This window comes from Mycobacterium sp. ACS4054 (assembly GCF_001667275.1).
GTDB lineage: Bacteria > Actinomycetota > Actinomycetes > Mycobacteriales > Mycobacteriaceae > Mycobacterium.
The window spans coordinates 189,848-202,052 of the sequence record NZ_LZHV01000050.1 but is presented as its reverse complement, the minus strand read 5'-3'; the positions used below and the strand labels follow the sequence as shown (position 1 = coordinate 202,052).

Sequence of the window (12,205 nt, the reverse complement as noted above, 5' to 3'; positions counted from 1 at the left end):
GCCAGGTTACCGCCCGCCGGAAATCAGTAGCCGATGGTTCCCATGGGCTGCGCGAAGTGCAGCCGGTCCGGCTCGGTGTGACTGACGATCTGGACGTCGGGCTTGACCTCTTCGCGGTAGCCGAGCCCGAATCGGACCACGTACTGGCGGTACAGGACGACCAGGGGAGCGGCGGCCAGGGCGGCCTGCATGGCGGCCGCGTTGCCGACCGCGGTGATCGTGTACGGCGGGCTGTAGGTGCGCCCGTTGAGCAGCAGGGTGTTGCCGACGCAGCGCGGCACCGAGGTGGCGATGATGCGCTGGTCCTGCATCTGGATCGCCTCGGCGCCGGCGCTCCACAGGGCGTTGAGCACGGCCTCGATGTCTTGCTGGTGCACCACCAGGTCGTCGGGGGAGGCGTCGCGCGGGAAGCGGCCGTTGGCGTCGCGGGGGGCGTCCTCCAGGGTGACCGTCAGGCCCGGGCCGTGCACCGGGTTCATGCCCGCCTCAGCCGCCAGCTCGGCGGAGCGCCGCAGCATGGCCGCCAACGCGCGATCCGAGGACCGTCCGTGCGCGGCGTCGATCTTGCCGGCCAGGGCGTCGCGCTCGGCGTTGAGATGATTCACCGACGCCTGGGCCTCGCGGACCAGATCGACCAGCCGCGGGGCATCGCTGCGCCGGATTTCGGCGCCGCCGGACACCCCGTGCGTGGCGGCGAGGAGCAAACCGGCCAGCAGACAGACCACCGGTACGCCGAAGCGCCACGGTGACCGGCGTCCGTCGCTCATCGGCTCTCCAATTTCCAGGTCGCCGTGCCAGGTGAGTTAGTCTCGTAGCCAAGCTGTGTGTGCAGCTTCGGTCTTTATCGTCGCACCCCGTCCCGTTCACCGTCTTGTCGAGGTCATCATGCCGAAGTCCAAGGTCCGTAAGAAGAACGACTTCACCGTCAGCTCCGTCAGCCGCACGCCGGTGAAGGTGAAGGTCGGGCCGTCCAGCGTGTGGTTCGTCGCCTTGTTCGTCGGGCTGATGTTGATCGGGCTGGTCTGGTTGATGGTGTTCCAACTCGCGGCCGTCGGCAGCCAGGCGCCGGCCGCCCTGAATTGGATGGCGCAACTGGGCCCGTGGAACTACGCGATCGCGTTCGCTTTCATGATCACCGGTCTGTTGCTGACGATGCGCTGGCACTGAGCGCGGCCCGGGGCGGAATGAATTCATTTTTGGGATGCTTCGTTACTGCGCCAGCAACATTGCCGCCCCCCAATCACACGCGTGTGATTTATCCCCACTGTTGATAGCGTCTGTGGATAACTCCATCGGCCATGGTGGGAGGGCCTGAGCGGCGGATGCAGCAAACACAATGGGAACCCCGCACGACGGGAATCGCTGGTTGTGGGGTCGCGGGCGTTTTGATGGCTATCGCCAGTGTGACCGCAGTCACAGACCCGCCGGGGCGCGTTTTGACCGGGATTGCCGCGGTGGGTCTGATCTTGTTTGCGGGCGGGACGTGGCGCGCGCGCCCGAAGCTGGCAATTACGGCCGACGGCCTGCTGCTCCGGGGATGGTTCCGGACGCAGGTATTGCAGCCGTCCGACATCAAGATCATCCGGATCACCGAGTTCCGCCGCTACGGACGCAAAGTCCGGCTGCTCGAGGTCGAGACGGCCGACGGCGGCCTGGTGCTCTTCTCCCGTTGGGACCTCGGGACCGACCCGCTCGAGGTGCTCGACGCGCTGACGGACGCCGGTTACGCGGGCGCGCGTCCGCCGAGCTGACGGGGCCGCCCGGGGCTACGAGATCGTGATCGACTCGATGACGACCGGCTCGGTGGGGCGGTCGTTGCTGTCGGTCGACGTCGTCGCGATCGCGTCGACAACCTGCTGCGACTCGGGGTCCGTGACCTCACCGAAGATGGTGTGGCGCCGGTTCAGGTGAGGAGTCTTGCCCACCGTGATGAAGAACTGGGAGCCGTTCGTGCCCGGGCCGGCGTTCGCCATCGCCAGCAGGTACGGCTTGTCGAATTGCAGTTCGGGGTGGAACTCGTCGGCGAACTTGTAGCCCGGACCGCCGCGACCGGTTCCGGTCGGGTCGCCGCCCTGGATCATGAAGCCCTGGATCACCCGGTGAAAGACCGCGCCGTCATAGAACGGGCCAGAGGACCCGCCCGAAGCGTTCTGGGTCGAGTACTCCTTGGTGCCCTGCGCCAGGCCGACGAAGTTGGCGACGGTCTTGGGGGCGTGGTTGCCGAACAGGGCGACTTTGATGTCGCCGCGGTTGGTGTGGAGTGTGGCGGTAGCGGTCTGAAAGGGGCTGTTGGTCACGGCATGAGAGTCTGCCACTAGGCGTGGGTCCGCCCGCAGCCGGTGCCACCCAACCCGCGACGGCGCCGAAAACGCGCCGCGCGCATAACGGTTCCGCCGGCGTCCCTATGCTGGCAGTCTGTTCAGGACGCACAGAAAGGCGGCAGATGAGCGCGAAGGCGGAATCTCGGCTGACCCCGCGGGAGCGACTTGCCCGCGGCCTGACCTACTCGACACTGGGACCGGTGGACGTGACCCGGGGGGTTGTCGGCCTGGGTGTCCAGTCGGCGCAGTCGGGCGCATCGCAGGTTCGCCGCAAGTATCAAGAGGGGCGCCTGGCCAAGGAGCTCGCCGCGGCCCAGGAGACGCTCGCCCAGGAGCTCGCGGCCGCGCAAGAGGTGGTGTCCAACTTGCCTCAGGCCCTGCAGGACGCGCGGCGGGCGCAGCGCCGCACCCGGCGCCCGTGGGTGCTCGCGGGGGCGGCGGTGGTGGTGGTCGCCGGCGGCGCCGTGGCGTTCAGCATCGTGCGGCGGTCGGTGCGGGCGAAGCCGCAGGATCCGCAGTCGCGGCCGCCCAGCGTCGACGTTCAGCCGCGCCCGTGATTTGTGGAGCCTAGGGGAATCGAACCCCTGACACCCGCCTTGCAAAGGCGGTGCTCTACCAACTGAGCTAAGGCCCCTCGCCGTGACTGGGTGGCTGACCCGACGGGTCGTCCACCGCCACGTGCCAGACCTCAACCCCGCGCCGGGACCGCGCCACCGCCGCCGCCACCACAGCGATCAGTGTGATTGGCAGGGCGAGTCTTACGCAACGTCTGGACGGGCACATGGTTGTGGGCCTAGGAGGACTCGAACCTCCGACCTCTTCGTTATCAGCGAAGCGCTCTAACCGCCTGAGCTATAGGCCCGTACGCGCAGTACGGCCGAGCGACGAGATTACCGCAATCGCCGCCCCACCCCCAAAAACGCTAGTCGCGGTCCGCCAGCGTCACTTCGATGCCGCCGATCAGATCGGTGGTCAGGTTGTAGACGAACGCGGCGATGGTGGCCATCGCGGTCAGCAACACGATGTTGACCAAGCCGATCAGCACGGCGCCACCGAAGATGGTGCCGCTGGAAACGAGCTCGCCGCTGCTGCCGCTGGTGTTGTTCAGTAGGTCGCCCACGTTGCTGTTGAGCTTCGACCAGACGCCCATGCCGCCGAGCACTAGATACAGGAAGGCCACGGCGATCATCCAGACGAAGAACAACGCGACCGAGAGCAGTAGCGACACCTTCAACGTGCTCCACGGGTCGATGCGGCGGATCTGCATGCTGGCCCGCACCGGGCCGCGCGGGCGCCGGGACACCTGGGTGCGGCTCTCCCGGCCCTCGCGGGCCTCCCGATTCTCCGCGCCCGACGACCGGCCGGACCCCAGCAGGCTCGACGCCTCCGGCGAGCGCTCGGGCTGGGCCTTGCGCTGCGACGCCCGCGGAATCGGACCGGACAGGTCCGGCAATTCGCTGGCGTACGCCTCCGCGGGCGGGCCGTCGCCGCGGCCGTGCGCGGCGTCGGCCTCGTGCGGTGCGGTCTTGGCCTGCGGCGCGCCGGGTGCGGCGGTGCCGGATATGAAGCGGTTCAGCCGGGCCTCGACCCCGGTCGGTTGCCCCGGCTCGGCCGGGCGCTGCGGGGGACGGGGTCCGCCGCGCGGCCGGGGCGGCGAATCCCCGGCGTCCGGGGCACGGCCGCCCTGTGCGGGCGGCGCCGCGCGGTGTATACCGGCGCGCTCGGCCGAACCATCCCCGTTAGGGCCATCGCCCTGATTGGGGACACCCGGATCGTTCGGTGAGCTCACCCCGACTCCTTACATTGTCTGGTCGGGCCGAGTCTAATTGCCCGGCCGTTCGAGGGGCCGCCCGGATTGACACCGGCTAGCCGTCCGCGTCCGCCGCGCCGTCCGATTCCTCGACGACCTCGTCCGCGTTCTCCTCCGCGTTGCGCGCGATGGCCAGCAGCGTGTTGTCCTCGCCCAGGTTCATCAGGCGAACGCCCTTGGTCTGCCGTCCCGCCTTGCGGACCTGTCTCGCGTCGGTCCGGATCACTCCGCCGCCGGAGGTGATGGCGTAGAGCTCGCTGTCGTCATCGACGATCAACGCGCCCACCAACCTGCCGCGCCGCCGGTCGTACATCACAGTCAGCACACCCTTGCCGCCGCGGCCCTGCACCGGATACTCCTCGATCGCGGTCCGCTTCGCGTAGCCGCCGGAGGTCGCCACCAACAGGTACGTGCCTTCGCGAACCACGTTGAGCGACAACAGGTAATCGTCGGCGTTGAACCGCATGCCCTGCACGCCAGAGGTGGCGCGCCCCATCGGGCGCAGCGCCTCGTCGGTCGCCGAGAACCGGATGGATTGCCCGTTGGCCGACACCAGCAGCAGGTCTTCATCCGACGAGCACAGCACCGCGCCGACGAGCTCGTCGTTGTCGCGCAGGTTGATCGCCACGATTCCGCCCGACCGGTTGGAGTCGAAGTCGGTCAGCTTGGTCTTCTTGACCAGGCCGTTGCGGGTGGCCAGCACCAGGTACGGGGCGTCCTCGTAGCTGCGGATCTGGATGACCTGGGCGATGCGCTCCTCGGGCTGGAAGGCCAGCAGGTTGGCGACGTGCTGGCCGCGCGCGGTCCGCGACGCCTCGGGCAATTCGTAGGCCTTCGCGCGATAGACCCGGCCCTGAGTGGTGAAGAACAGGATCCAGTCGTGGGTTGAGCTCACGAAGAAGTGCTTGACGATGTCGTCCTGCTTGAGGCCGGCGCCCTGCACGCCCTTGCCGCCGCGTTTCTGGCTGCGGTAGAGGTCGGACTTCGTTCGCTTGGCATAGCCGGTCTCGGTGATGGTGACGACGACCTCTTCGCGGGCGATCAGGTCCTCGTCGTTGACGTCACCGTCGGCCGCGATGATCCGGGTGCGGCGGTCGTCACCGTGCTTGTCGACGATCTCGGCGAGCTCGTCGTGAACGATCGCGCGCTGCCGTTCCGGCTTGGCCAGGATGTCTTCCAGGTCGGCGATCTCGGCCTCGATCTTGGCCAGGTCGTCGATGATGCGCTGGCGCTCCAGGGCCGCCAGCCGCCGCAGCTGCATATCGAGGATGGCCTGGGCCTGGATCTCGTCGATGTCGAGCAGCTCGATCAAGCCGGCCCGGGCGATGTCGACGGTCTCCGACGCCCGGATCAGGGCGATGACTTCGTCCAGCGCGTCGAGCGCCTTGACCAGGCCGCGCAGGATGTGGGCGCGTTCGTTGGCCTTGCGCAGCCGGTAGGTGGTGCGCCGGACGATGACGTCGAGTTGGTGCGCGACGTAGTAGCGGATCATCTGGTCGAGCCGCAGCGTGCGCGGCACCCCGTCGACGATCGACAACATGTTGGCGCCGAAGCTGGTCTGCAGCTGAGTGTGCTTGTAGAGGTTGTTCAGCACCACCTTGGCCACCGCGTCGCGCTTGATTTCGACGACGATGCGCAGGCCGACCCGATCGCTGGATTGGTCCTCGATGTTGGCGATGCCGGTAAGCCGGCCGTCGCGGACCTGCTCTGCGATCGACGTGATGAAGTTGTCGTGGTTGACCTGATAGGGCAATTCGGTGATGACGATCGAGGTGCGGCCCCGCGAATCTTCTTCTATCTCAACGACTCCGCGCATCCGGATTGATCCGCGACCGGTGGTGTAGGCATCGTGGATGCCCTGCGACCCAACGATCAGACCGTGGGTGGGGAAGTCCGGGCCCTTGACCCGCTCGCAGACTGCGGCCAGGGTGGCTTCTTCGTCGGCCTCGTGGTTGTCCAGGCACCAATAGACGGCTTCTGCCAACTCGCGCAGATTGTGCGGCGGGATGTTGGTCGCCATACCGACCGCGATGCCGCCCGAGCCGTTGGCCAGCAGGTTGGGGAACCGGCTGGGCAGCACCGTCGGTTCCTGCACCCGGCCGTCGTAGTTCGGGATGAAATCGACTGTCTCCTCGTCGATTTCGCGCAGCATCTCCATGGCCAACGGGGTCAGCCGCGCTTCGGTGTACCGCATCGCGGCCGGCGGGTCGTTGCCCGGAGAGCCGAAGTTGCCCTGGCCGTCGACCAGGGGATAGCGCAGCGACCACGGTTGCGCCATGCGCACCAAGGTGTCGTAGATCGACGCGTCACCGTGGGGGTGGTAGTTACCCATCGTTTCGGCGACCGACCGCGCCGACTTGGCGTGGCTGCGATCCGGGCGGAAGCCCGAGTCGTACATCGCGTACAGCACGCGGCGGTGCACCGGCTTGAGGCCGTCGCGCACCTCGGGCAGTGCGCGCCCGACGATCACGCTCATCGCGTAGTCGATGTAGCTGCGCTGCATCTCCTGCTGAATGTCAACCGGTTCGATGCGGTCGCCGGCCTCGTCGCCGGGGGGCAGCGTGGTGTCAGTCATCTATTCCCCTTTTTCGGGTTGGCGTGCCTGACCGCGTCAGACATCCAGGAAGCGAACGTCTTTGGCGTTGCGGGTGATGAAGCTGCGGCGGGCGTCGACGTCTTCGCCCATCAGGATGGAGAACAGTTCGTCGGCCGCCGCGGCGTCATCCAGCGTGACTTGACGCAGCACCCGCACCGACGGGTCCATCGTGGTTTCCCACAACTCCTTGGCGTCCATCTCGCCCAGACCCTTGTACCGCTGGATGCCGTCCTCTTTGTTGATCTTCTTGCCGGACTTGAGCCCCGCCTCGAGCAGGCCGTCGCGTTCGCGGTCGGAGTAGGCGAACTCCGGATCGCTGCGCTGCCACTTCAACTTGTACAGCGGTGGCTGCGCGAGGAAGACGTGCCCGTGCTCGATGAGCGGCCGCATGAACCGGAACAGCAGCGTCAGCAGCAGGGTCGAGATGTGCTGGCCGTCCACGTCGGCGTCGGCCATCAGGACGATCTTGTGGTAGCGCAGTTTGGTGATGTCGAACTCGTCGTGGATGCCGGTGCCCAGCGCGGTGATGATCGCCTGGACTTCGGTGTTCTTCAGCACCCGGTCGATGCGGGCCTTCTCGACGTTGATGATCTTGCCGCGCAACGGCAGGATCGCCTGGAACATCGAGTCGCGGCCGCTCTTCGCCGAGCCGCCGGCCGAATCACCTTCCACCACATACAGTTCCGACTTACGCGGGTCGGTGGAGCGGCAGTCGGCGAGCTTGCCGGGCAGGCCGCCGAGGTCGGTGGCGCTCTTGCGGCGCACCAGTTCGCGCGCCTTGCGCGCCGCGATGCGCGCCTGCGCCGACGACACCGCCTTGTTCACAACGGTTTTCGCCTCCGAGGGGTTGGCCTCGAACCAGTGCGTCAGCTGTTCGTTGCAGACCTTCTGCACGAACGACTTGACCTCGGTGTTGCCCAGCTTGGTCTTGGTCTGGCCCTCGAACTGCGGCTCGCTGACCTTGACCGAGATGACCGCCGCCAGCCCCTCCCGGATGTCGTCGCCGGTGAGGTTGGGGTCCTTGTCCTTCAGCAGCTTCTTGTCTTTGGCGTACTTGTTCACCACCGATGTCAGCGCGCTGCGGAAGCCCTCTTCGTGGGTGCCGCCCTCGTGCGTGTTGATGGTGTTGGCGAAGGTGTGCACCGACTCCGAGTAGCCGCCGTTCCACTGCATCGCGATTTCGACCTCGTGGCCGGTGCCCTTGCCGTCGAAGTCGATGACGCTCTGCTGGATCGGGCTCTTCGTGCGGTTGATGTGCTTGACGAAGTCGACCAACCCGCCGGGGTAATGGAACGTGCGGTGCTTGACCTTATGCGGCGCGGTCGATTCCGCGGCCTTCTCCTCGGCGGACTTGGGCGCCTCGGCGGTGTCGCTGACCACCTCGTCGACGACCTCGTCCTGCTCGACGCGTTCGTCGGTGAGGTTGATGGTGAGGCCCTTGTTCAAAAACGCCATCTCCTGGAGGCGGCGCGCGACGGTCTCGAAGTCGTATTCGAGAGTTTCGAAGATCTCGGGATCGGCCCAGAACCGGATGGTGGTTCCAGTCTTCTTGGTGGCCTCGCCCTGCTTGAGGGTGCCGGGCACGGCGCGGTCGTAGTACTGGAACCACTCGTGCCCGTCGCGTTTGATGTTGACCTCGAGGCGGGTGGACAGCGCGTTGACCACCGACACACCGACACCGTGCAGCCCACCGCTGACGGTGTAGCCGCTGTTCTCGCCGCCGAACTTGCCGCCGGCGTGCAGCTGGGTCATCACGACGTCGACGGTGGGCGCGCCGGTGGCGTGCATGGCCACCGGGATGCCCCGCCCGTCGTCGGTGACCTCCACGCTGCCGTCATCGAGGAGCCGCACATCGACCTTGGTGGCGTAACCGGCCATCGCCTCGTCCACCGAGTTGTCGACCACCTCCCAGATGAGGTGGTGCAGACCGCGCTCACCGGTGGACCCGATGTACATGCCGGGGCGTTTGCGGACGGCCTCGAGCCCTTCGAGCACGGTGATCGCTGACGCGCCGTATTCGTCTTGCGCCTTCTTCTTCTGGGCAGCCACGGTCGGAATGCTCTCCTTGGGGTTTCATGCGGGCGGTTCCAGTCACCGCATCAGCCGCATCCCGCCAGTCTACCGTGATGACCCGCCCGCACCGATTCTCTGGGCGCGTTTCTACCCAGCTAACTGCGCCGTGCGGACGATTTCTTTATTCCCGCCGCGTCCCGACGTGCATCAAGGCACTTCACGTCGTCCTAGCGGCTTTGAGCGGCCTGTTGATGAAGGCTCGGTTGGGGATAATCGGTGCCGGTCGTGGCCCTAGCCGTAAGTATCGCGCGGACCCCGGCCGGCGATGTGGCGTGGGCCCTTGCGCCACGACGGGGCGGCCGGCCCGGTGATTTTCAGCGAGGTCACCACCCCGTTGCCGACGGCCGCGGCGATCTTGGCCAACAATTGCGACTGGATCATCCGCAGCTGGGTGGCCCAGGCGGTGGATTCGGCCGTCACGCTCAGCGCCCCGTCGCTCAACGCGGTCGGCGTCGCATGGTCGGCGATCTGCTGGCCCACCACCGCCGACCAGTTGCCGATCACCGTGCCCTCGGCGACCTGCGCCGACCACCCACGCTTCTTGGCCAGGTCCCGCGCCAACCGGCCCAGCGGCTGCGGATCCCGGGCGTCGGGTCCCGGCCCCGACCAGCTGCGCCGCTGCCCCGCGACCCGCCGGGTGGACGGCGGCATCGCCCGCCCCCGGCCCGCATCCTTGCCTTGCGCGCGGGCCGCCGCACGCGCTTCCTCGAGCGTGCGCCGGACCAAGTCGATGCCGCGCAGCAGGCCCGGATCGTTAGCGGCGGAACCTTGTTCGTTGTCGCCGGCGTCGGTCACGGCCGCACCGCCGATACCCGGCCCCGGTCGTCGTCGCGCAATTCGATATAGATCCGCCTGGCGTCCCAGCCCGCCGGAATGTCTTCCAGCACGGCGGCGGTGACCAGTACCTGCTCCGCCGATTCCGCCACCGTCGCCAGCGCGCGGCGCCGGGCTGCGTCCAGTTCGGCGAACACGTCGTCGAGCAACAACACGGGTTCGGTGCCGTCGGCGCGCAACAACTCGTACGAGGCCAGGCGCAGCGCCACCGCGAACGACCACGATTCCCCATGGCTGGCAAAGCCTTTGGCGGGCTGATCGCCCAGCCACAACTCGAGATCGTCGCGATGCGGCCCCACCAGACACATGCCGCGGTCCAGCTCGGCATCGCGGCGCTGCGCCAACGCGGCCAACAGCGCCGCCTCGAGGAACTCCCGGTCGCTGTCGCCGCCATCGGCCGCCCCCTGCGCCCCGAGGCTGCTGCGGTAGGCGATCGAGGCCGGCCGGGACGCCGGGGCCAACAGTTGGTACGCCTTCTCCACCTCCGGCGCCAGCTGGTTGACCAGGTCGATGCGAGCCGCCATCAGCTGCGCGCCGTATTCGGCCAGCCGACTGTCCCAGACGTCGAGGGTGTCGAGCGCGCCGCGGTCGCCGCGGTGGCGGATGCCGGCGGCGGACTTCAATAAGGCGGTGCGCTGGCGGAGCACCTTCTCGTAATCCGCGCGCACCGCGGCCACCGCCGGCCGCCGCACCGTCGCCAAATCATCGAGGTAGCGGCGACGATCCGCCGGATCCCCGCGCACCAGGGCCAGGTCCTCCGGAGCAAAGAGCACGGCGCGCAAGACCCCGATCACCTCGCGGGTGCTGCGCACCGGTGACCGGTTCAGCCGCGCCTTGTTCGCCCGCCCCGCCGCGATTTCCAGGTCCAACGCGAGCTCCCTGCCCTCGTTGACCACGATCGTCGACACCACCGCACGGTCCGCGCCGGCCCGGATCAACGGGGCGTCGGTGCCCACCCGGTGCGAGCCCAATGTCGTCGAAAACCAAAGCGCCTCAATGAGATTCGTTTTCCCGAAACCGTTCTGGCCGACGAACACCGTCCGGCCCGGCTCCAGTTCAAGGTCGGCGTGCGCCCAGGACCGGAAATCGCGCAGTCCCAAATGCCGGACGTACACCTATCCGGGCAACCGAACTGGCATCAACAAGTAGACGTAATCCGTCGGCAGGGCCGCGAAGGGCCCGTTGCCGGTGGGGGAGCTGTCGTCGGCCGAGGCCGGCCGCAGCAACGCCGGCTTGCCCGGGGTGGTGAATCCGAACGACACCCGCTCCGAGTGGACCGCGGCCAGCCCGTCGGTCAGGTAGGTCGGGTTGAACGCGATCGTCAACGGTTCGCCGACGAAGTCCACGGCCAGGTCCTCTTCGGCGCGGCCGACATCGTCGGCGCCCGCGGACAGCCGCAGCGAACCTTCGGAGAATTCCATCCGCACCTGCGCGCCCCGGTCGGCCACCAACGCCACCAGCTTGATCGCCTCGGTCAGCTCGGCCACGTTGATGGTGGCCACCGCCGTGTGCTCGGCGGGCAGCAACTGGCGGAACTTCGGGAACTCCGCATCGAGCAGCCGCGTCGTACTGCGCTTGCCGTTCCCGCTGATGCCGAGCAGGCCGTCCTTGCCGACCCCACTGCCCGCGCCCAGCGACAGCCGAACCTCGGAACCATCGGCGCCGGCCCGCGCCGCCTCGGCCAACGTCTTCGCCGGCACCAGCACGGCGGCCTCGATGTCGGGCGACGATGGCGACCACGTCAGTTCGCGCACCGCCAACCGGAACCGGTCGGTGGCGGCCAAAACCACCGTGCCGCCCGAGATCTCGACCCGGATCCCGGTCAACATCGGCAAGGTGTCGTCCCGGCCGGCCGCAATGGCCACCTGGCTGATGGCCTCGGCGAACACCTCGGCGGGCAGGGTGCCGGTCTCTTCCGGCAGGGCCGGCAGCGTCGGGTAATCCTCCACCGCCATCGTCGGCAGCGAGAACCTCGCGCTCCCGCAGTTCAGCGCGACCCGATTCCCGTCGACGTAGAAATCGACTGGTTTGTTGGGCAGCGCCCGGGTGATGTCCGACAACAACCGACCGGACACGAGAACGCTTCCCGGAGAAGCGATTTCGGCTGCGACTTGCGCTTCGGCCGAAACCTCGTAGTCGAATCCGGAGATCGTCAGGCCCTCGTCGGAACCGGACAACAACACCCCCGACAGCACCGGCACCGCCGGGCGGGCCGGCAGATTCTTCGCCACCCACGACACCGCGTCGGCGAAAGACTCCCGTACCAAACGAAATTTCAAGTCGCTGAGGCCAGCTCTTGTCGTCGCCGCGTCCATAGCGTCCCTTCAACTACCCAGCGTTGCAAGTCCAGTGGCTAGCCTCCCCCCGCTAGCTTGGGGCTCCGCCACGAACGCCACTGACATGTCATGCCAACGACGGCCGCAACGGCAGTCGAAGAACAACCGTAGATCGTCGGAGGCCATCTTGAAAGCTAATCGCGAAGGCCGACAAGCCGGGTTCCCGGCGGCCCCGCGGCGCATGTTCAACGGGGCGTCCCCAGCGCTGTATTTCAAAGAAGAAACGACGAATAGA

General features: G+C 67.6%; 11 protein-coding genes and 2 tRNA genes. 3 read left to right on the top strand and 10 right to left on the bottom strand.

Annotated features, from left to right (window positions below; genetic code table 11):
* Positions 1-23: 23 nt before the first annotated feature.
* The gene (locus tag A5730_RS13775; RefSeq protein ID WP_067901005.1) at positions 24-767 is read right to left on the bottom strand and encodes a DUF881 domain-containing protein; all 744 of its coding nucleotides are present in this window, start codon (positions 765-767) and stop codon (positions 24-26) included.
* 118 nt (positions 768-885) lie between these two features.
* Between A5730_RS13775 and crgA the strand changes: the two genes are divergently transcribed.
* Together crgA and A5730_RS13765 are read left to right on the top strand one after the other, a co-directional pair.
* Positions 886-1,167, top strand: coding sequence for a cell division protein CrgA (gene crgA, locus A5730_RS13770; RefSeq protein ID WP_067901002.1), 282 nt, complete (start codon positions 886-888; stop codon positions 1,165-1,167).
* A 155-nt stretch (positions 1,168-1,322) separates the two neighbouring features.
* Positions 1,323-1,751, top strand: a complete 429-nt coding sequence (locus A5730_RS13765) for a PH domain-containing protein (protein WP_067900999.1) — start codon at positions 1,323-1,325, stop codon at positions 1,749-1,751.
* A gap of 15 nt (positions 1,752-1,766) precedes the next feature.
* On the opposite strand, the gene A5730_RS13760 is transcribed toward A5730_RS13765, so the two are convergent.
* A complete protein-coding gene (locus tag A5730_RS13760) occupies positions 1,767-2,315 on the bottom strand; it encodes a peptidylprolyl isomerase (RefSeq protein ID WP_055404550.1) in 549 nt (182 codons plus the stop codon).
* 128 nt (positions 2,316-2,443) lie between these two features.
* Between A5730_RS13760 and cwsA the strand changes: the two genes are divergently transcribed.
* On the top strand, positions 2,444-2,878 hold the full coding sequence (gene cwsA, locus A5730_RS13755) for a cell wall synthesis protein CwsA (RefSeq protein WP_067900996.1): 435 nt from the start codon (positions 2,444-2,446) through the stop codon (positions 2,876-2,878).
* Between the two features lie 4 nt (positions 2,879-2,882).
* Here the strand turns inward: cwsA and A5730_RS13750 are convergent.
* The 8 genes from A5730_RS13750 to dnaN form a co-directional block, all read right to left on the bottom strand.
* Positions 2,883-2,955, bottom strand: a tRNA-Ala gene (locus A5730_RS13750).
* Positions 2,956-3,109: 154 nt separating this feature from the next.
* A tRNA-Ile gene (locus A5730_RS13745) sits at positions 3,110-3,183 on the bottom strand.
* A gap of 60 nt (positions 3,184-3,243) precedes the next feature.
* Positions 3,244-4,110: a DUF3566 domain-containing protein gene (locus tag A5730_RS13740; RefSeq protein WP_067900994.1), complete on the bottom strand. Its 867-nt coding sequence runs from the start codon at positions 4,108-4,110 to the stop codon at positions 3,244-3,246.
* A 76-nt stretch (positions 4,111-4,186) separates the two neighbouring features.
* Positions 4,187-6,706: a DNA gyrase subunit A gene (gene gyrA, locus A5730_RS13735; RefSeq protein WP_067900991.1), complete on the bottom strand. Its 2,520-nt coding sequence runs from the start codon at positions 6,704-6,706 to the stop codon at positions 4,187-4,189.
* Positions 6,707-6,742: 36 nt separating this feature from the next.
* The gene (gyrB, locus tag A5730_RS13730) at positions 6,743-8,776 is read right to left on the bottom strand and encodes a DNA topoisomerase (ATP-hydrolyzing) subunit B (protein ID WP_067900989.1); all 2,034 of its coding nucleotides are present in this window, start codon (positions 8,774-8,776) and stop codon (positions 6,743-6,745) included.
* 255 nt (positions 8,777-9,031) lie between these two features.
* Positions 9,032-9,595 carry a DUF721 family protein gene (locus tag A5730_RS13725; protein WP_067900986.1) on the bottom strand — a complete coding sequence of 188 codons (564 nt, stop codon included), beginning with the start codon at positions 9,593-9,595 and terminating at the stop codon, positions 9,032-9,034.
* Positions 9,592-10,749: a DNA replication/repair protein RecF gene (gene recF / locus A5730_RS13720; protein WP_067900984.1), complete on the bottom strand. Its 1,158-nt coding sequence runs from the start codon at positions 10,747-10,749 to the stop codon at positions 9,592-9,594. The genes A5730_RS13725 and recF overlap by 4 nt, the downstream gene beginning before the upstream one ends.
* Entirely contained in the window at positions 10,750-11,949 is a 1,200-nt protein-coding gene (gene dnaN, locus A5730_RS13715; protein ID WP_067900981.1) for a DNA polymerase III subunit beta, read from the bottom strand.
* Positions 11,950-12,205: the final 256 nt, after the last annotated feature.

Bases quoted from the DNA above. Each gene is read 5' to 3' on its own strand.
- A5730_RS13775 (WP_067901005.1), bottom strand. From the start codon at position 767: ATGAGCGACGGACGCCGGTCACCGTGGCGCTTCGGCGTACCGGTGGTC.
- crgA (WP_067901002.1), top strand. From the start codon at position 886: ATGCCGAAGTCCAAGGTCCGTAAGAAGAACGACTTCACCGTCAGCTCC.
- A5730_RS13765 (WP_067900999.1), top strand. From the start codon at position 1,323: ATGCAGCAAACACAATGGGAACCCCGCACGACGGGAATCGCTGGTTGT.
- cwsA (WP_067900996.1), top strand. From the start codon at position 2,444: ATGAGCGCGAAGGCGGAATCTCGGCTGACCCCGCGGGAGCGACTTGCC.
- gyrA (WP_067900991.1), bottom strand. From the start codon at position 6,706: ATGACTGACACCACGCTGCCCCCCGGCGACGAGGCCGGCGACCGCATC.
- dnaN (WP_067900981.1), bottom strand. From the start codon at position 11,949: ATGGACGCGGCGACGACAAGAGCTGGCCTCAGCGACTTGAAATTTCGT.